The organism is Gilliamella sp. (genome assembly GCF_024104075.1).
Classification (GTDB): domain Bacteria; phylum Pseudomonadota; class Gammaproteobacteria; order Enterobacterales; family Orbaceae; genus Gilliamella; species Gilliamella bombi.
Map to the genome: position 1 here is coordinate 22,974 of NZ_JAGGHR010000017.1, position 19,740 is coordinate 42,713.

General features: G+C 34.9%; 17 protein-coding genes. 4 read left to right on the forward strand and 13 right to left on the reverse strand.

Annotated features, from left to right (window positions below; genetic code table 11):
- Positions 1 to 130 precede the first annotated feature (130 nt).
- The 3 genes from hemH to orn are packed head-to-tail and all read right to left on the reverse strand — an operon-like array spanning position 131 to position 2,970.
- The gene (gene hemH / locus J6569_RS06755; protein ID WP_296318085.1) at positions 131 to 1,117 is read right to left on the reverse strand and encodes a ferrochelatase; all 987 of its coding nucleotides are present in this window, start codon (positions 1,115 to 1,117) and stop codon (positions 131 to 133) included.
- A 9-nt stretch (positions 1,118 to 1,126) separates the two neighbouring features.
- Complete coding sequence (gene waaA / locus J6569_RS06760) at positions 1,127 to 2,398, reverse strand: lipid IV(A) 3-deoxy-D-manno-octulosonic acid transferase (protein WP_296318086.1); 1,272 nt, start codon at positions 2,396 to 2,398, stop codon at positions 1,127 to 1,129.
- A 5-nt stretch (positions 2,399 to 2,403) separates the two neighbouring features.
- Positions 2,404 to 2,970, reverse strand: coding sequence for an oligoribonuclease (gene orn, locus J6569_RS06765; RefSeq protein ID WP_034911832.1), 567 nt, complete (start codon positions 2,968 to 2,970; stop codon positions 2,404 to 2,406).
- A gap of 79 nt (positions 2,971 to 3,049) precedes the next feature.
- Here orn and rsgA point away from each other — a divergent pair, with 79 nt between their 5' ends.
- Positions 3,050 to 4,078 (forward strand): small ribosomal subunit biogenesis GTPase RsgA, encoded by a 1,029-nt coding sequence (gene rsgA / locus J6569_RS06770; RefSeq protein WP_296318087.1) that lies wholly within the window; start codon positions 3,050 to 3,052, stop codon positions 4,076 to 4,078.
- 141 nt (positions 4,079 to 4,219) lie between these two features.
- Here the strand turns inward: rsgA and J6569_RS06775 are convergent, their stop codons facing one another.
- Together J6569_RS06775 and dauA are read right to left on the reverse strand one after the other, a co-directional pair.
- On the reverse strand, positions 4,220 to 4,762 hold the full coding sequence (locus tag J6569_RS06775; RefSeq protein ID WP_296318088.1) for an HdeD family acid-resistance protein: 543 nt from the start codon (positions 4,760 to 4,762) through the stop codon (positions 4,220 to 4,222).
- A gap of 195 nt (positions 4,763 to 4,957) precedes the next feature.
- Positions 4,958 to 6,631 (reverse strand): C4-dicarboxylic acid transporter DauA, encoded by a 1,674-nt coding sequence (gene dauA / locus J6569_RS06780; RefSeq protein ID WP_296206968.1) that lies wholly within the window; start codon positions 6,629 to 6,631, stop codon positions 4,958 to 4,960.
- Between the two features lie 202 nt (positions 6,632 to 6,833).
- On the opposite strand from dauA, the gene J6569_RS06785 reads away from it, so the two are divergent.
- Positions 6,834 to 7,421 carry an NADAR family protein gene (locus J6569_RS06785; RefSeq protein WP_296318089.1) on the forward strand — a complete coding sequence of 196 codons (588 nt, stop codon included), beginning with the start codon at positions 6,834 to 6,836 and terminating at the stop codon, positions 7,419 to 7,421.
- Between the two features lie 236 nt (positions 7,422 to 7,657).
- Here the strand turns inward: J6569_RS06785 and J6569_RS06790 are convergent, their stop codons facing one another.
- The 8 genes from J6569_RS06790 to fdnG all read right to left on the reverse strand — a co-directional run bounded on the left by J6569_RS06790 (position 7,658) and on the right by fdnG (position 17,626).
- Positions 7,658 to 8,452, reverse strand: a complete 795-nt coding sequence (locus J6569_RS06790) for an ABC transporter ATP-binding protein (protein ID WP_296300398.1) — start codon at positions 8,450 to 8,452, stop codon at positions 7,658 to 7,660.
- 2 nt (positions 8,453 to 8,454) lie between these two features.
- Complete coding sequence (locus J6569_RS06795) at positions 8,455 to 9,399, reverse strand: ABC transporter permease (RefSeq protein ID WP_065560857.1); 945 nt, start codon at positions 9,397 to 9,399, stop codon at positions 8,455 to 8,457.
- A 61-nt stretch (positions 9,400 to 9,460) separates the two neighbouring features.
- Positions 9,461 to 10,438: an ABC transporter substrate-binding protein gene (locus tag J6569_RS06800; protein WP_296318090.1), complete on the reverse strand. Its 978-nt coding sequence runs from the start codon at positions 10,436 to 10,438 to the stop codon at positions 9,461 to 9,463.
- A gap of 258 nt (positions 10,439 to 10,696) precedes the next feature.
- Positions 10,697 to 11,656: an ABC transporter substrate-binding protein gene (locus J6569_RS06805; protein WP_296318091.1), complete on the reverse strand. Its 960-nt coding sequence runs from the start codon at positions 11,654 to 11,656 to the stop codon at positions 10,697 to 10,699.
- 200 nt (positions 11,657 to 11,856) lie between these two features.
- A complete protein-coding gene (fdhE, locus tag J6569_RS06810) occupies positions 11,857 to 12,765 on the reverse strand; it encodes a formate dehydrogenase accessory protein FdhE (RefSeq protein WP_296318092.1) in 909 nt (302 codons plus the stop codon).
- Between the two features lie 116 nt (positions 12,766 to 12,881).
- Entirely contained in the window at positions 12,882 to 13,574 is a 693-nt protein-coding gene (locus J6569_RS06815; RefSeq protein ID WP_296318093.1) for a formate dehydrogenase subunit gamma, read from the reverse strand.
- Positions 13,567 to 14,541, reverse strand: a complete 975-nt coding sequence (fdxH, locus tag J6569_RS06820) for a formate dehydrogenase subunit beta (protein ID WP_296318094.1) — start codon at positions 14,539 to 14,541, stop codon at positions 13,567 to 13,569. Before fdxH ends, J6569_RS06815 begins: the two co-directional genes overlap by 8 nt.
- Positions 14,542 to 14,557: 16 nt before the next feature.
- On the reverse strand, positions 14,558 to 17,626 hold the full coding sequence (gene fdnG, locus J6569_RS06825) for a formate dehydrogenase-N subunit alpha (RefSeq protein ID WP_296318095.1): 3,069 nt from the start codon (positions 17,624 to 17,626) through the stop codon (positions 14,558 to 14,560).
- A gap of 547 nt (positions 17,627 to 18,173) precedes the next feature.
- Here fdnG and J6569_RS06830 point away from each other — a divergent pair.
- A complete protein-coding gene (locus tag J6569_RS06830) occupies positions 18,174 to 18,731 on the forward strand; it encodes a molecular chaperone (protein WP_174798935.1) in 558 nt (185 codons plus the stop codon).
- A 148-nt stretch (positions 18,732 to 18,879) separates the two neighbouring features.
- Positions 18,880 to 19,707, forward strand: coding sequence for a 4-hydroxybenzoate octaprenyltransferase (ubiA, locus tag J6569_RS06835; RefSeq protein WP_085164970.1), 828 nt, complete (start codon positions 18,880 to 18,882; stop codon positions 19,705 to 19,707).
- Positions 19,708 to 19,740 lie beyond the last annotated feature (33 nt).

Here is a 19,740-nt window from a genome sequence, read left to right on the forward strand (position 1 = left end):
TGGTGATAGATAATTAGCATTAATATTCGTTAATTTAAAATTTCATTCGTTTAAAAATCAACAATTACTTGTTTAGTGTAATTTTTTAGTCGTATTATTTTTGTTAAAAAGTTTCCGGTAACTATGTGTTTCAGTATAAATTATTAAGTATAGGTGGCTGAGTTTGGTTGATTAATGCCATGATTAAATTAATCTGTAAGTCCGTGTCATTTAATGTGGGAATATAATAAAATGATTTTCCACCTGCATTTAAAAAGATTTCTCGATTTTCTTCGTCAATTTCGTAAATAGTTTCAATACAATCTACCGAAAATCCGGGACAGATGACGTGCACATTGTTAACACCACTTTTTGCTAATGTTTGTAGTGTATCGCTGGTACTTGGCGTAACCCATTTACCTTTTCCAAATTTAGATTGATAAGCCATTTGAATTGGTATATTTATGTTATTTGTTCGGCATTTTTCGATTAATAACTGTGTGGTCATTTCACAACGTTGAATATAATCCTCTTTTCGTTTGTAAATATAACGCTCAGGAATACCATGATAAGAAAGTATAAGCACTTCAGGCTCACCTTGGCATTGAAATGCTTGCTTAATTTGTAAATAAAGTGCATTGATATAACTTGGATGATCGGCATAATCACGAATATAGTCAATACTATTTATGATTTTGTCGGTTGCTATAACTTGTTTAAGTTTATCAAGTACAGCGAGTGTTGTGGTCGTTGAGTATTGTGGGAAAAGTGGCAATACCGTAATTTTTGAACATGATTGAAGCTTGTTCAATGCAGATTGAATATTGGGTTCACCATAGGTCATGGCTAATTCACATTGAATATTTGGTAAGTGGAGTTGTAATTTATCACATAATAATTGGCTGTAATGAAGTAAAGGTGATGAGCCATCTATCCAAATTTTTTGATAATGATGGATAATATAAGGCACTCGTTTAGGTATTACAAGGTACTTTAAAATCGGATACCAAAACAGTTTCGGTAAATCAACGACATGGCGATCGAGTAAGAACTCGGTTAAGTACCGTTTTATTGCATCTGGTGTTGCCGCGTTTGGTGTACCTAGATTAATCAGCAATAACCCTTGTTTTTTATTCACAAGTAATCCTTATTTTGAGCAAAGATAATAGTTGATAATGTTAAAAAGCCTATGTAGTGCGCCTTGATTTTGTTTTAATACTTGATACGCTTGTTCGCCAATTTGTTGACTACGCGTTTTATTTTCTAAAAGCCCATTAATCGCTGAATAAAGGGAATCGGCTGTGCTAGCACAAATGATCATGCCATCAGCTGAAATAAGTTGCTCACAAATCACTTTAAAATTGAAAAAATGTTCGCCACTAATGATTGGAATGTGGTGAAGTGCGGGTTCTAATGGATTATGCCCTCCATGTTTCACTAAACTGCCACCAACGAAGGCGATATCGGCAATACCATAAAGTTCTATTAATTCTCCCATCGTATCACCCAAAATGACTTGGGTTTGTTTAGCAGGAATTTGACCGCTACTGCGGTTTATATAATTTAATCCGCAATCATTAATTAATTTTTCGACGGTTTTAAAGCGTTCAGGGTGGCGGGGAACAACGATTAATAACAAATCGGGGGATGTTTGTAATAATCGTTCAAAGGCAGACAAGATGATTTCATCTTCACCACTATGTGTACTTGCAGCAATAAAAACAGGGCGGTTTACTTGCCACTGTTGTTTTAGCGTTGCAATTTTTTGCTGCTGTTGAGCTGTTAAATCAATATCAAATTTAATACTGCCGGTTATGGCTAAATGATCACTCGGCAAACCAAGTGACACAAAACGCTCTCCGTCTTGCTTATTTTGTGCGGCAACGGTGCTGATTTTTGATAGTAAATGGCTAATCGCGCGTCCTAGTTTGCGATATCGGTTAGCTGATCGTTCTGATAATCTAGCGTTGGCAAGAATCAGTGGAATATTTCGTTTGTAACATTGACCAATAAAATTAGGCCAAAGCTCAGTTTCCATAATGATCACTAATTTGGGCTTAACCGTATTTAAAAAACGATTTATCGCGCAGGGCAAATCATAAGGTAAATATACATGGCTGGCGCTATCACCAAGTAATGACTTAACTTGCTCTGAGCCTGTTGGCGTCATGGTGGTAACTGTGATAGGTAAACTAGGATACTGTTGTTTAAGTGCTTTGATTAGTGGGATGGCTGCTATCGTTTCACCCACCGATACGGCATGCACTAAAATACCGTTAGATTTAACTTTATTTTTGCAAAAACCATAGCGTTCAAGCCAACGCTTTCGATAAGCTGGTGCTTTACGACTACGCCAAAGCAGTCTTAGCCAAACCAATGGTTGAATCAAATACAATAAAAAAGTATATAAAATTTGCATACTAATTATAAGTTGGTTAGATCAAAAAAGTGTTCACGGTAATAAACAAGTTCAGCAATTGAGTCACGAATATCATCAAGAGCTTGATGAGAACTCTGTTTGCTAATCCCTTTTAGTATTTCAGGTTTCCAACGTTTAGCTAATTCTTTAATTGTGCTGACATCTAAATAGCGATAATGAAAATAACTTTCTAAATTAGGCATATAGTTAAATAAAAAACGACGATCTTGCCCAATAGTATTACCACAAATTGGCGAGCTGTTTTCTGGTACCCATTGTTTTAAAAATTCGATGGTTTGTTGTTCGGCCTGTTGTTCACTAATAGTACTTTTGCGAACACGCTCAATAAGTCCTGATTTGCCATGGGTGTTTTGATTCCACTCATCCATTAATGCTAATTGCTCATCAGATTGATGAACTGCAATCACAGGCCCTTCAGCAAGAATATTTAAGTTAGAATCGGTAACAATGGTTGCGATCTCAATAATGCGATCAGTTATTGGATTGAGTCCAGTCATTTCAAGATCTATCCAAATAAGATTGTTACTATTAATTTGAGATTGTTTGTTCATAATTTGCTATAGAGATTTTCTTTTTGATACTGAGTAGTGTAGCATAACTGACAATCTGTTTTAGTAAAAAATGAGTACTATGGCAAAAAATAAACTATCCAATAATCAAAAAAGACGTGTAGCGGCAAAACATCAGCAACGATTAGCAATAAAGCAAGATGAGAGTCTGGCAAATTTTTCGTCACCTCGTGACGGTGTAGTAATAAGTCGTTTTGGTAAGTCTGCAGATGTTGAAGATAGTGTAGGTCTTATTTATCGTTGTAGTATTCGTCGCACGTTACCGTCGATAGTCACTGGTGATAAAGTAGTATGGCGCGAAAGTTTAGAGCCAAATACCAATGGTATTATTGAAGCGGTTCACCCGAGACATTCTGAACTTGTCCGGCCTGATTTTTATGATGGCGTTAAACCCGTTGCCGCAAATGTTGATCAAATCGTGATTATTTCGGCTGTCTTGCCAGAATTATCACTAAATATTATCGATCGCTATTTAGTTGCTTGTGAATGCACTGATATAAAACCTATTATTGTTTTAAACAAAATTGATTTACTTAATGATGATCAACGCACTGAAGTTGAAAAAAAATTGACGATTTATACTCATATCGGTTATCAAGTTTTGTATGTCTCATGTCAAAATCAACAAGGCATTGCTGTATTACAAGAAATTTTGCAAGGTAAGATTTCCATTTTAGTTGGGCAGTCTGGTGTAGGAAAATCAAGTATTATTAATTTACTGTTACCTCATCAATCACAATCAGTTATAACTGGAGGTATTTCAGAAATATCCGGACTTGGTCAACATACAACCACTTCCTCTCGGCTTTACCACTTACCAAATGGTGGAGATATTATTGACTCACCAGGGATCCGCGAATTCGGTTTATGGCACTTAGAGCCTGAACAAGTGATTAGTGGTTTTAAAGAATTTGGTAATTATTTAGGCGGTTGTCACTTTCGCGATTGTAATCACTTTGATACGCCAGGTTGTTTACTACAAAAAGCAGTACAAGACGGTAAAATTGCACCATCAAGGCTTGATAACTATCATCGAATTTTACAGACAATGCAAGAAGTTAAGGCAAAAACTAACAAAATCTATAAATAATCAGCTTAATTCATTTATAACAAAATTAAATAAGTTGTATTTGTGTTCGAGTCATTACTGTAATTATTTGCTGCTCACAATTAGTGGTAACATCTTGAAAGTCATTGCTAGATTGTGAGCAACGAATGTGTTATTTAACATCTATTTTTTTAATGCAAAACCAATAGCTACATATGCCCAACCTTGGAAAATAAGGTCAATACCTAAAAACATACCTAATACCCAAAGACTGTCATATGGCCAACCTGCAATAATCATAAATCCTAAAATTAATGTAATAATCCCTGAGGTTAAAACCCATCCCCAGCGAGGTAAATTGCGGTTATTCATAGCAGCAAATATTTGTGTAAAGCCGCCCATAATTAGCAAGAATGAAATCACCAATGTTAAGGCTGATGAAACCGCAACAGGTTGGAAAAATGACATTAGACCAATAAAAATGTATAAAATCCCCATTACTGCCCATAATGCTGACTGACCAAAATCTTTAATGCGAAATGAATGTAGCGCTTGGGCAATACCTGCAATTAAAATTAATGAACCAATAAAATAGACAGAAAAGACGGTTGCCATGAACTGATAACCTAAAGCTAAGCCCCCCAATATAATTAAAATAACACCAACTAAAATAAACCAACTTGATTTTTCTTTAAGATTGTAGACATTGTTTTCGTTAGATATCATGTTATTTACCTATTTTTATAAGTTAATTTTGGATTTCAAATTAAAATCACTTTTTAACACTTATAGTTTGTCAATGGTGATTTAGTAAATGAAAAGAAAGGTAGTGAAGGTGCAATTTATTGCACAGTAATTAGTTTCTGTTCAAACCGTTACTGTGCATATAAATTAGTTAATATAATAAATCTAATTTTAGAATTAATCTTTATCTTTCAGTGCTTCTTCTAGCGTTGAATAGAACATTAGTTTGTTAGGAATTGGAACAATTTTTGCGCGAGCTAATGTTTTTAATGGTTGAAACTGTAACTCACAAATTGATAGATCAACTTGTTCAGGTAGTTCATCAATAAAATGAATTAAAGCATTGAGCCCACCAGCATCAAGAATAGGTACCGCATCCCATTGTAGCACTATGTGTTCATATCCATTAATCTTTTGATAAATTTCTAAAAATGTACGTTCAGCGGCAGCAAAAAATAGTGGCCCGTTAATACGTAGCACTAATGTTTTATCGTTACTGCGATTAAGTTCAACTAAGCGAGTCATGCGGGCGATACGGCGCATAAATAGGATTGAGGCAAGTATAATCCCAAGTGTAATTGCAATCACCATATCAAATAGTACTGTTAACGACATGCAAATAAGCATAATCAAAATATCATCTTTAGGAGCACATTTGATAATATAAATGACGCGTTGAACTGCACTCATATTCCATGCCACGATAAGTAATAATGCCGCCATAGCAGAAAGTGGGATAAATGATAATGCTGGTGCGAAGCAAATAAGAGCAAGTAAAACAACTAAAGAATGCAAAACGGCTGCAATAGGCGAGGTTGCACCTGCTTTGACATTTGCCGCTGAACGCGCAATAGCCGCTGTTGCTGAAATGCCACCAAAAAATGGTGCAATAATATTACCTAAGCCTTGGCCAATGAGTTCACTATTTGAGTGGTGTTTAGTGTGTGTCATTTCATCTAATACCACAGCACAGAGTAATGATTCAATTGCGCATAACATTGCCATGGTCAGTGAAATTGGCAGTAAGGCAGTAAATGTTGACCAATCCCAAGTAAAATCAGCGTGCTGCCAAGGTAAAATAAACTCTGGTAGAACAGCGGGTATACCATGACCTATTGTATTATCAGCTAGTGTATAGGTAAATCGTGAACCAATCGTTTCAATTTGATAGCCAAATTGATTAAAAATAAACATGACAGCAATACCAGCAATTAGAGCAGGTAGGTGTCCTGATATTTTAAGTCTAAGTTTTGGCCATACTATTAACACAATTAGTGTTACTACACCGACTAAAGTGTCAGCAATATTAATGGTTGGTAGTGTTTTAGCTAGTTCCGTAACTTTACCAATATAACTTTCTGGCATGTGCTCAAGTGTTAAACCAAAAAAATCTTTAATTTGCATGGTTGCTATAGTTATGGCAATGCCCGATGTGAAACCTAATACAACGGGTAAAGGAATATATTCGATTAATCTACCTAATCGAATTAATCCCATTAATACAAGAAATATACCCGATAGCAATGTTGCAATTAGTAGTCCAGATAATCCGTATTGTAATGATACAGGGTATAAAATAACTACAAATGCTGCTGTAGGTCCAGAAACACTAAACCTTGAACCACCCGTTAATGCAATGATAAAACCACCTATAATTGCTGTGTATAGACCATGCTGTGGTGGTACACCACTAGCAATAGCTAATGCCATTGCTAGTGGTATAGCAATAATCCCAACAGTTATTCCAGCTATTAAATCTTTGATAAAACGAGTTGTATTGTAAGGGGTACTTATACATGCAGATATAAATGCACAGCTAATTTTTGTACCAGAAAGGCCATATAATTTCATTGTTTGTAATTAAAGAGATGTTGACTTGAATTCTTAATAAGATAATCTTTTTTAAAAAAAATAAAAGAGCGTTATAAAAATAATCATCTTTTTTTGTAAAAATTTTTTAGAAAAAGTTTAATTAAATCATCTATAATACAGTCCCCCCATAAAGCGATTTCGGAAAAAATGTCTTATGAATTTTTAAAGGACTATTTTAACTATGAAATATGAACAATCTGATGTTTTTCTAAAAATTATAGATATTGATGAGTTATGCCAACGTTATAAAACAGGAGAAAGATTTAAATATGTATATTTTTGGGGACATAACCAAAGAGAGCCTTCGTCTATAATTACAAAATCTTGCTTTAGCCAATGGTACCCTAGCGGATTTACTGTTAATGATATTTATTATGCTACAGCTGAACATTATATGATGGCAGCAAAAGCAAGATTATTTGAGGATAAAAAAATATTACAAGAAATCCTTAAAGCTAACAATCCAGGCCTTGCTAAATCATTGGGACGCCAAGTCAGAGGATTTGTTGATAAAATATGGGATGAACAGTGTTTATCTATTGTTATAGAGGGTAACTTCGCTAAATTTTCTCAAAATCGACAATTAGCTGATTTTTTATTATCCACTCAACAAAGAGTTTTAGTTGAAGCTAGTCCCACTGATAAAATTTGGGGAATTGGTTTAGCCCAAGATGCACCGAATATAGATAACCCATTGACATGGCAAGGTAAAAATTTATTAGGGTTTGCTTTAATGGCAGTTCGACAAAAATTAAAAATGTGTTATTAAAAATGGCTAATTAGAATTCTTGGATTTGTTTTAAGATTAAATGATTGTTAACTTAAAATTATTTCTTTGATGTTATAGAATATTTTATGCTCAAACATCAATAGTTTTATTACAATTTGTAATAAAAAGTAAATATAATGGCTTTATGAATAACAAGATATGACCAGAATAAAATTTGCATCAATAAGTTTGGAAAAGCAATATTTTTGATAGAAATATTGCTTTTTGATTTATTGTTAACCTAAAAGTAATGCATCATCGGTAACTTTTTCACCACGTGTTTTTTCAAACATATCTAATAAATCCGTTACAGTTAATTTAGCTCGTTGTTCTCCAGATACATCAAGCACAACTTGTCCTTGATGAAGCATTACTGTTCGGGTGCCATATTCTAATGCTTGTTTCATAGAGTGAGTCACCATCATTGTTGTTAATTGGTTTTTTGAAACAATTTCATTGGTTAGCTCTAAAACAAACTGTGCAGTTTTAGGATCAAGCGCTGCGGTATGTTCATCAAGCAATAATATTTTAGATGGTTGTAAAGTTGACATTAACAAACTAATAGCTTGTCTTTGACCTCCAGAGAGTAATCCCATCATATCTGATAATCGATTTTCAAGACCTAAATTTAAAGTAGCAAGTTTTTCTTTAAATATTGATCTGATATTTCGATTAAGAGCTGAAGATAAGGTAAAACGATATCCTCGGTTATAAGCTATAGCGAGATTTTCTTCAATAGTTAAGTTTTCACATGTGCCAACCATGGGGTCTTGAAATACACGAGCAACCATACCAGCTCGTTTCCATGCTGGCCAGCGAGTGACATTTTTACCATTAATAGCAATTTTTCCTGAATCAGGAAGTAAATCGCCACTAATCACATTCAATAAAGAACTTTTACCTGCTCCGTTACTACCAATTATGGTAACAAATTCACCTTCACTAATATTCAGGTTTAGTCCTCGTAATACATGATTTTCAATTGGTGTACCCTGATTAAAAGTTAATTGTAATTGTTCAACTTTAATCATGCTTACTTACCTCTTATTTTTGCGTGTTTTTTTAATTGCTTAGGCACAACAAGAGCCAGCACAACGAGTATCGCCGTAATGAGATTTAAATCTTCTGTTCCAACCCCGATTTCTTGTAAAAACTCATTACTAAGTGCAAATGCAATAAATAAACGATATAAAATAGAACCAACAATAACTGCTAGCATCACAGCCCAAATTCGTTTAGCGGGGAATAAGCTTTCACCAATAATAATTGATGCAAGACCGATTACAATTGTACCAACACCAATGGTGATATCAGCCCCACCTTGTGTTTGTACAAATAATGAACCTCCGAGAGCAATTAAACCATTTGATATAGCCATACCAAGAATTGTGACTCTTCCAGTCGGAATGCCTTGCGATTTTGCCATTCGTTGGTTAGTGCCAGTTGCTCTTAAGGCCAATCCCATTTGGGTATTTAAAAACGCATTGAGTAAAGCCCAAAACACAATGACAAATCCTAAAGCCATAAGAGGTTGTACAATATATTGGTTGCTGTAATCTTCAGCAATAAATGGTGAAAATATAGTTTTGGCATCAAGTAAAGAAAGATTAGGGGATCCTGCCATTCTTGATGTTTCATCCATAATATACGGACCAACACCTAATATTCTTAAATTGATAGAATAGAGTCCTATCATTACAATAATACTTGATAATAATTGAAGAATATTGAGTTTAACATACAGTATTCCTGTCATTGCTCCAGCAAGACAGCCAGCAAACATACCTAACAACGTTGCAATCCAAGGATCGATACCAATATAAATGCATAATCCACATATCGCTCCACCAAGTGGAAAACTTGCATCAGCAGTAAGATCTGGGAAATCAAGTAAACGAAACGAGATAAATACACCCAAACTCACCAACGCATAAATAAGCCCAATTCCAATTGAGCCTAATAAGAATTCAGAAGACATGAAAAAAATCCATAAAAGTTAGCCGCTAAAGTTGGCAGCTTAGTTATAAAAAAAATAAAAATTATTTTTCAACAATTTTGGTAGCTGATTTTAATACATTTTCAGATAATATAACACCTTGGCGTTCGGCCGCTTTTTTATTAATTGTTAATTGAGTGACATTACCCACTTGTGGTGGAATATCACCAGGATTTTCGCCGTTAAGTATACGAATAACAATTTTACCAGCTTGGCGACCAAGATCATAATAACTCATGCCTAAAGCGGCAATAGCACCACGTTCTGCCGATTCGGGATTGGATGCAATAAGAGGAATTTTACTTTCATTAGCCACTTTTGCTAAAGCTTCATAAGCTGAAACCACATTATTATCGGTAGTAGTATAAATCATATCTACCTTACCTTTTAAACTTCTAGCCGCGGTAGATATATCAGAAGTACGTTGCGCAGGAGCGGCAATAATTTTCATACCCCGTTTTTCTAGCTCATTTTGTAATTGTTTTAGTATGATTGTTGAGTTAACTTCGCTAGGGCTATAAACATAACCAATGTTTTTAGCCTCAGGTTTTATTTTTAACATCATATCGATTTGAGAATCTAGTGATAAGGCGTCAGATACACCTGTTACATTTGTTTTTGATGCATCCCAACTCGGAGTTAATTTTGCTGCTACGGGATCGGTAACGGCAGTGAAAACAATAGGAATAAGTTTTGTTGTAGCAACTAATGCTTGCGAACTTGGCGTGGCAATTCCTACAATAACATCTGGTTTATTTGCTACATATTGTTTAGCAATTTGAGCTGCATTTGCACTACTGCCTTGTGCGCTTAAAAATTGTAACTTTAAATTTTTTCCAGCAATATAACCGCTATCTTTTAACTCATCCTCAACACCTTTACGCACATTATCTAATGCTGGGTGTTCAACAATTGCTGTAATGGCAACAAATTTTTGTTCGGTTTTAGACTCAGCGAAAGAATAAAATGTTGCTAACGATAAACTAAGTAATATACAAAGTTTAATGATAGAATTACGCATAGAGCACTCCTGTAATGTTTTTTTTACAATCAAGCTAAATATTGAGTTACTATAAAGCAAAAAAAGATAATTTTCTAGTATAAAAACAGCTATGAGTGTAAATTTTTTATTACACATTATCGGTGGTTTGATGTTAACTTGGTAAACTGGATTAATTGATGTTAATCCAGTTATTGGATTACTGTAGGTTATATTTTTTGCTCACCTAACTACTAAGTGAGCAAAATTGTTAATTAATTTTAGTGAAGTAGGGCTTGATTATTTTTCTATGACTTTGTCAGCAGATTGAATTACCTCAGGAGGCAAAGCAACCCCTTGTTTTTTAGCTGCATCAGTATTAACAACAAGGCGTAATGCTTTCCCTATTTCTGGAGTTATACTTCCTGGTTTTTCACCTTTTAATATGCGCACAACAAGCTTACCTGATTGGCGTCCTACATCATAGTAGCTCATGCCGTATGCAGCAACGGCTCCTCGTTCAATCGCATCAGGGAACGATGCTAAAAGAGGAATTTTATTTTCATTTGCAAATTTGACTAATGACTCATAGGCTGAAACAACATTATTATCGGTTGTCGTGTAAATTAAGTCTACTCTACCTTTTAATGTATTGGCAGCAGTTGAAATATCAGCAGTTCGTTGAGCAGGCACCGCAATAAAATTAATATTTTGTTGAGATAAAAGAGTTTGTAGATTTTTTAATACCACGGTTGAATTAATTTCACTTGGACTATAAATATATCCTACTGATTTAACATTAGGTACAATTTTTTTCATAAATTCGATTTGTGGACCAATTTCTTGATAATCTGATACACCAGTAATGTTTGTGCCAGCAGGTTGCCAATCTTTAATTAATTTAGCGGCGATAGGATCGGTAATTCCAGCAAATACAATAGGAATTTGTTTAGTCGCTGCAGCTGTTGCTTGTGCACTTGGTGTCGCAATTGCCACAATAACATCAGGTTTTGCTGCTACAAATTGCCTTGCAATCTGAGCTGCAGTAGCGCTACTTCCTTGTGCACTTTTGTATTGGACAGTTAAATTTTTGTTTAACGTATAGCCGCTGTCTGCCAATTCATCTTTAACACCATCACGGATTTGATCTAATGAAGGATGCTCAACAATTGCCGTAATGGCCACATTTTTAATTGTATCTGCAAAACTTAAAAAAGGTGTAAGCAATAATATTGTTACCAATAAAATAAAACGTTTCATGAATTAAACTCGCAAACTAGTACAATAGTTTAATTCTAGCTTTATTAATCAAAAATGTGAAGTTGTATTTTATTTAATTGATGATCATGTTACAAAATAATCGTTATTGTAAAATAGTTAAATAATTAATGAGCTTTGAATGAATTATTTCATATTCGATATAATGCCTATAAAACTATATTATCAGTATCTTTGTTTTTTTATTGAGCAAATATAAAAGGATTTACCCCACTTTTAGCAAACCCTTCTTCTTCGGTTTTGATATCTAATATCAGCGAAGCAATATCATCCGCGATGACTTCAATATGAGGATCTTTATCTTGATCAAATATTTTTAAATAGCTATGGCAAGCATCACAACACTCGGTTTTAATTGCAGCGAGTTCTTTTTCTAATGAGAGGTATTGTATGTCTTTCATATTATCGCAGCAGGTACATTTAATTCTAGGTACATACCATTCACTTTCACATAAACTACAATGTAAATAGCGTAATCCATTGTTACCGCCTAATTGAATAATACTAGCAGTAGGCATACTATTACAAACTGGACATAACCAGAGTTTATCTGTATTTTCTGCGATAGCTTTACTTTTAATTTGACTAGCCAGTTGGCAATAATAAACAGATAATGATGACCAAATAAATATTGCTTCATTACCATCAACTTTATCAAATTCTCCTTTAAGCAAATGTAATGCTTTATTTTGTAATTCTAAAGCGCTATTTTTTTTAAGCTGTTCAATGACTATAGCGATTTGCTGCGTGGTATCAGAAAATGAGTCGAGTAATGAAGTAAAGTAATCTTGCCAAGTATCTTTAAGAGGTAAATTAGCTAAACTAAGTGGAGGATATTCGCTATTTAATAAACACGATACATCAATATCTATAGGCTTATGTTTAATTAAATTGGCTTGTTGTTCAGCTATAATTGCACAAAAATTCAAATAATCACTAATTGGATTATTTTTTGCAAGAGTTTTTAAACGTTCTGCTCGATGAGCATAAAGTGTTTTAGGTGATGGATAAAATAGTAACGGGATTTGTCTAATAACTGAGTTTATGGCTTGTTGTTCAAGTTGTTCTTGGGGGATAATTTTTATACTCATTATAAATGCTCATTAATTGTGATTTTATTCATCACTGCTTTTTATTTTTACTATTAAAATGTCACCGCTGATAGTTACTATCAGCGGAAAATACCATTATAGATGCAGGAAAATTACTATGCTGGTTTATGTTTAATATCTGTAGATTCTTCTTCAGATTTGGCCTTTAACCTTAGTTCATTTTGATAGATCTTTTCCATTTCTTCTTCATACCAAGTTGAATGATTTTTTTGTGCCCAAGCACGCGAAACATAGCCTGTTATCATCCCTTTAATGGAACCTTTAACCCAAATTGCCATATAAGCATGACCAATTGCAAGCAGGATTAAGCCAATTGCAGCAAGAGAATGAAAAAATATCGCAATACGGACAACTGGAACAGAAAAATTATCCGCAAAATAACGGCGCCACATGATGAAGCCTGTAACAAATAAAACTAAAATTAACCCCATAATGCACCAAAATAAAAACTTTTGTCCTACATTATATTTGCCTATTGGAATGCCTCTTTCTTTGCCCAAAATGACATGTTTAAAGTTTTTAATCCATAAAAGATCATTTTTATTTGGAATATTATGGTGAGCAAGTTTTATAAACATAAACATGAGTAAAACAAAAACAATGCACCCTAAAAATGGATGCAATGCTCTTACTAATTGCGGCGTACCAAGAAATAATCCAAACAGTTTTATAGATGGAAAAAATAAAGATAAGCCAGATAGTGCAGTCAGAATAAACAGACAGACCATACACCAATGACAGAAGCGAACAATAAGTGGTGTTCTTAATATCATGCTTTTCTTATCCATGATGATTCTCCTGTTGTGATAAATTAGAGTCAATTTTCTGTTCTAAAACAGGCAAGCCTAAACGCTTTCGAGCTTGTTTATCTGCTTCTTTTTCTTCTTCAATGTCATCTTCATCAACTTCAATTGCACCAACGCCCATGTAATGGAACAGCAAACCACTAAAAGTTGCCACAAATGCAGCTGCAGATAACGGTTTCCAAATACCCTTCCAAAATCTGACAATTTCACTAATTTTAGGGTTTTTTGGTAAGCCGTGATACAATTCTGGCTGATCTGCATGATGAAGAACATACATAACATGTGTTCCCCCAACTCCTTGCGGGTCATAAAGACCAGCATGTTCAAAACCACGTTTTTTCAAATCTACAATTCTGTGTTCAGCATGGCGAATCATATCTTGTTTAGTACCAAAGTGTATAGCGCCAGTAGGACAAGTTTTAACGCAGGCGGGTTCTTGACCCACAGCAACGCGATCGACACATAATGTACATTTATAGGAGTGATTATCTTCTTTACTAATTCGTGGAATATTGAACGGACAACCTGCTACACAGTAGCCACAACCAATACAGTGTTCCGATTGAAAATCAACAATACCATTAGCATATTGAATGATAGCACCTTCTGATGGGCATGCTTTCAAACAACCAGGATCAGAACAGTGCATACAGCCATCTTTACGAATTAACCATTCAAATTTTCCATTTATCTCGACTTCTGAATACCGCATTACAGTCCATGCTTTTGGCTCTAAATCGGCAGGATTATCATAAACACCAACAGTATTGCCAACTTCAGCTCGAAGGTCATTCCATTCGCTACAAGCAACCTGACATGCTTTACAACCTATACAGGTGGTTACATCAATAAGTTTTGCAACTTCTTGTTGATAGTCCCTAGCTCGTGGCGCTGGAGTTAAAGAATTGGTTGCTGAGCGGCGTATAATATCTTGAGTTTGTAATGACATAATTTATCCTCCCATCTTATGCCGCTGTAGTAACTTTTTCGATATTGACTAAGAATGATTTATATTCTGGTGTTTGTGAATTTGCATCACCTAAATGTGGCGTCAATTCATTAACCAAAAAACCTTTCTTTGTCTGACCTGTGAATCCCCATACTATTGGGATTCCAATAGTTTCGATCTCTTTACCATCAACTGTTAAAGTTGGAAGACGTTTAGTCACAACTGCTTTAGCTTTAATATAACCTCGATGTGAAGTGATTTTAACCGTATCACCTAATTTGATTCCTTTTTTGAGGGCAAGATTTTCACTTAACTCAACAAATTGCTCAGGTTGAGTAATTGAAGCTAGCCTTGCATGTTGCGTCCAAAAATGGAAATGTTCAGTGATACTATAAGTGGTACCAACATAAGGAAATTCGCTAGCATTCCCTAAGCGAGCCAAATCTTCTTTAAATGCGCGAGCTACAGGGCTGCTGACTTGATTTGGATGCAATGGATTATTACTAATAGGTGTTTCAAACGGTTCATAGTGCTCTGGGAATGGCCCATCGACTAACCGATTTAAACAAAATAACCCACCTAAACCATCATTATTCATGATAAAAGCACCAGCCCCACTACTTGGTGGTAATGTTGCTGTAAAATCAGGTACATCATTGCCTACCCAACTTGAGCCATTCCATTTTACTAAAACTCGTTTAGGATCCCATGGTTTACCATTTTCATCCGTTGAAGCACGGTTATAAAGTACTCGTCGATTCATCGGCCACGACCACGCCCAACCAGCATGAACGCCTTTACCAGATGGATCGCTTGGATCACGCCTTGCCATTTGGTTACCTTGTTCTGTCCAACAACCACAGAATATCCAAATACCCGATGAGGTTGTACCATCTGCTTTTAATTGTGAAAAACCACTTAGTAATTGACCTTTTTTAAGAATAACATTGCCATTTTCGTCGGTTATATCAGCAAGTGCTCGTCCATTATAATCTTTGGCTAATTCCTCAGCCGCTGGGCCTTCTGGCTCCTTATAATCCCAAACTAAGTTTTTAATTGGCTCGTAATAAGCACCACCTTCTTCAGCATACAGCTCTTTTATTCTCAAAAAGATACGCGCAATAATTTCAGGATCATATAAAGCTTCGTAAGGCGGTCTTGCGGCTGCCCAGTGCCATTGTAGCCAGCGAGATGAGTTAACTATTGTACCGTTTTCTTCTGCAAAACAGTTTGATGGTAATCTAAATACTTCGGTTTGAATTTTGCTAGAATCTACATCATTAGATTCGCCATGGTTTTTCCAAAACTCAGCTGTTTCTGTTGGCATTGGATCAATGCTCACCAAGAATTTTAAGTTAGACAAACCTTCGCGAATACTATTTTTATCGGGAAGTGCAGCAAGTGGGTTAAAGCCCTGACAAATAAAGCCATTGGCTTGGCCATCACGCATCATTTTGCTAAATCTTAAAACATCGTAGGTTTTATCCCATTTAGGTAACCAATCAAATCCCCAATCGTTATCTTTAGTCGATTTATCACCGTACATTGATTTCATAAAGCTGACAAAGAATTTTGGATAATTCCCCCAAAAATTCACTTCGCTTGGACCAAGTGGTTTTGGTGTTTTTTCATCTAGGTACTGAGTAAGTGAAACTTGAGAATCTTTTGGTAAATCAAGATAAGCAGGCAGACGATTTGATAATAAACCAACATCAGTTAAGCCTTGAATATTTGAATGTCCACGTAGTGCGTTAATACCTCCGCCCATTACGCCAATATTGCCTAAAATAAGCTGAATCATGGCAGCAGTACGGATAATTTGTGATCCATAAGTATGCTGAGTCCAACCTAATGCATATAAAAATGTGGCTGCTCTATCGTTAGTTTTAGTGCTAGCAAGTGAGCGGCAAACATGCAAAAAACCTTCAATAGGGCTTCCCGTTATTTTATTTACCATTTCGGGTGTATAACGTTTGACATGCTGTTTTAATAGATTCCATACACAACGAGGATGACTTAACGTTTTATCCCGAAGAGCATAACCGTTGTCATCCTTTTGATATGCCCAACTTGTCTGATCATACTGTTTGGTATCAGCTTCATAGCCACTAAATAGCCCTGTAGCTTCATCAAAATTAAAATCATCACGAACAATTAGGCTTGCATTACTATGAGTAACTAAGTAGTCAAAATTAACTTCGTTATTGGTAATAAGATAATTGATAATACCAAGTAGAAAAGCAATATCAGAACCTGAGCGAATAGGTACATACAAATCAGCCACTGAGGCTGTTCGATGAAAACGAGGGTCAATGGCAATTAGTTCAGCACCATTATTAATTTTTGCTTCTATAGCCCATTTAAAACCAACCGGATGAGCTTCAGCTGCATTTCCCCCCATTACGATAACAACATTAGCATTTTTGATATCATTCCAGTTGTTAGTCATGGCGCCGCGACCAAAAGTAGCCGCTAAGCTAGATACAGAAGGACCATGACAAACTCTAGCTTGGGTTTCAAGGCTTAACATACCTAATGCGCGAGCAACTTTGAACGCTAACCAACCTGTTTCATTACTAGCTGCTGAGGTAACAAGCCAGCCTGTTGTTGTCCAGCGATTGACTGTTGTGCCTTCCGCATTTTTTTCAACAAAATTTTTATCTCGATCAGCTTTCATTAAACGAGCAATACGATCAATGGCTTCATCCCAACTTATTTGTTGCCATTTATCTGAACCAGGGGCACGATATTCAGGATATTTAACTCGTTGTTCACTTTTTACATAATCCAGAACACCTGCACCTTTAGGGCAAAGAGAGCCTCGACTAACAGGATGATCGGGATCTCCTTCTACATGGAAAATAGACGATTCGGCATTTTTAGCCCCATCGCCACGGCTATATAGCAACATACCACAGCCAACAGAGCAGTAAGTACAATTATTTCGAGTTTCTTTTGATTTCAATAATTTATATTGGCGAGTTTGAGCAAGCGCTACGTTTGGAGAAAAACCAAGCGTAGCTACCGTTGTTCCAGCCATACCACCAGCACAGATCTTAAAGAACTGCCTACGGTTAAATAGCATATGGACTCCTTAAAAAGCTGACATTACGTTTTAATTTATTATATTGGAAGCGATTAACATCCTTACTAGCTGTAATGATAATCTTTAATCAAATGGAAATAAAGGGATAAACAGATATGAATTTATAAACTTTGACATATGTCAAAAAATAAAATAATGACAGCTTAATTTATGTTTAATATGGTGAAAAATTATATTAATATAAAAAAGTTTCAGGTAACACTACGTTTAAGTATAAAAATTTATAAGGCAGTTAGACAACTGACCATAAAGCGTCTAACAAATTAGTGAAAGTTATTTTTTCTTAATGATATAATTGCCATATCTCTTACCAATTGAGAAAAAATTAGTTTTTTTATGTATATTCATTACCACCGTTTCTCAAATTACTGCAAATAATACGATTAATTTCTACAATATGGTTGCATTAACCATTGTTTGATATGGCTAAAAACATAAAGGAGGGTTATCATTAATACAAAAGTTCAGCAGCTCTTGTCTCTTTATTGTTTTTAGGCGCAAAAACCAAACCTTCAAGGATATTTATTTGGATAACATAACCAGAATCACATTAGCAAAACTACTTAGTACTTTTTTTTATTATCCACCAAATAATAAAGTTACCACACCATTAATACAGGCATTATTACATATTGATGATTTAGTCAAATGGTTAAACCCTTGTATTATTTCTGAACAGTGCAATATATTAGCAAATCACATTGATGACTCAGAACTTAATTATCAGTTTTCATTACTATTTGAAGGTCAAGGAACAATGCCTGCACCACCATGGGGATCATTTTACCTTGATAAAGAACATTTATTACTAGGCGAATCACAAGAATGCTACCGCCAATTTCTGCAGCAACATGGTTTGACACTCAATACAGGAATGAACGAACCCGAAGATCAATTTGGATTAATGCTAATGGCGTATGCCATGTTGCTTGAAAATAATAACTATACAGCAGCAAAACAGTTAATCAATGAACATTTATTGATCTGGTCTTCAACCTATTTAAAAAGACTAAAGCAAAATGAGATAAGTCCATTTTATCGGGCATTAGCTATGATTGCTGATCAATATTTGCAGATGCTTTAATTCTATTTTCTATTTTTTGAAAAAATAGTTATTTCAGGTAAATGATTATTTTACTTAATGCTGAATTGTAACTTGTCATACTGTAACATTGCAGCTTTTATCTTAATCGGTATAATCCATGCTATGCTTTTTTCAAGGTAAATAATTAATGCTAGCCTATTTACAACTAATGCGATTAGATAGACCTATTGGCTCATTGCTTTTACTCTGGCCTACCCTTTGGGCAATTTGGCTTACGGGACACCCCTCTATTTACATAACAATTATTTTTATACTTGGCGTATTTGTAATGCGCTCGGCAGGTTGCGTAGTGAATGATTATGCTGATCGTCATTTTGATGCACATGTTGAACGGACTAAAAATCGCCCACTGGCTCGTGGAGCATTGACGGAAAAGAACGCATTATGGACGTTATTTGTATTATTATTTATTGCTCTTTGCTTATTGCTAACTTTAAATAAACTATCATGGTTGATAGGTTGTTTTGCGTTATTAACTGCGCTGATTTATCCTTTTATGAAGCGTTATACCCATTTACCTCAGATCATCTTAGGTATCGCATTTAGTTGGAGCATTCCGATGGTATATGCAGCAACTATTGAGCAGTTCCCATTAACCTGTTGGTTGCTTTTCTTTGTTAATATTTGTTGGACAATTTCCTATGACACCGAATATGCGATGGTTGATCGCAACGATGATGTAAAAATAGGTATAAAATCCACTGCCATCTTATTTGGACGTTATGATAAATTAATCATTGGATTATTACAGATAGCTTCTATTATTGGTTTATTATTGATTAGTTTAATCAACCAACTATCGTTGATAGTTTATATTGCTTTATTACTAGTTACAGCATTATTTATTTACCAACAATGGTTGATAAAAGATCGAGAAAGAAACAAATGTTTTAGCGCATTTATGAATAATAATTATGTTGGTTTGATTGTTTTTTTAGGTCTCTTTTCTGTTTAAAAATTAAATCACTACTATATTTACAGATTGATT

Coding starts and splice junctions, on each gene's coding strand:
- fdnG (WP_296318095.1), bottom strand. CDS start 17,626: ATGCTATTTAACCGTAGGCAGTTCTTTAAGATCTGTGCTGGTGGTATG.
- fdhE (WP_296318092.1), bottom strand. CDS start 12,765: ATGAGTATAAAAATTATCCCCCAAGAACAACTTGAACAACAAGCCATA.
- dauA (WP_296206968.1), bottom strand. CDS start 6,631: ATGAAATTATATGGCCTTTCTGGTACAAAAATTAGCTGTGCATTTATA.
- J6569_RS06775 (WP_296318088.1), bottom strand. CDS start 4,762: ATGATATCTAACGAAAACAATGTCTACAATCTTAAAGAAAAATCAAGT.
- orn (WP_034911832.1), bottom strand. CDS start 2,970: ATGAACAAACAATCTCAAATTAATAGTAACAATCTTATTTGGATAGAT.
- J6569_RS06815 (WP_296318093.1), bottom strand. CDS start 13,574: ATGGATAAGAAAAGCATGATATTAAGAACACCACTTATTGTTCGCTTC.
- fdxH (WP_296318094.1), bottom strand. CDS start 14,541: ATGTCATTACAAACTCAAGATATTATACGCCGCTCAGCAACCAATTCT.
- waaA (WP_296318086.1), bottom strand. CDS start 2,398: ATGCAAATTTTATATACTTTTTTATTGTATTTGATTCAACCATTGGTT.
- J6569_RS06790 (WP_296300398.1), bottom strand. CDS start 8,452: ATGATTAAAGTTGAACAATTACAATTAACTTTTAATCAGGGTACACCA.
- J6569_RS06785 (WP_296318089.1), top strand. CDS start 6,834: ATGAAATATGAACAATCTGATGTTTTTCTAAAAATTATAGATATTGAT.
- rsgA (WP_296318087.1), top strand. CDS start 3,050: ATGGCAAAAAATAAACTATCCAATAATCAAAAAAGACGTGTAGCGGCA.
- ubiA (WP_085164970.1), top strand. CDS start 18,880: ATGCTAGCCTATTTACAACTAATGCGATTAGATAGACCTATTGGCTCA.
- J6569_RS06795 (WP_065560857.1), bottom strand. CDS start 9,399: ATGTCTTCTGAATTCTTATTAGGCTCAATTGGAATTGGGCTTATTTAT.
- J6569_RS06800 (WP_296318090.1), bottom strand. CDS start 10,438: ATGCGTAATTCTATCATTAAACTTTGTATATTACTTAGTTTATCGTTA.
- J6569_RS06805 (WP_296318091.1), bottom strand. CDS start 11,656: ATGAAACGTTTTATTTTATTGGTAACAATATTATTGCTTACACCTTTT.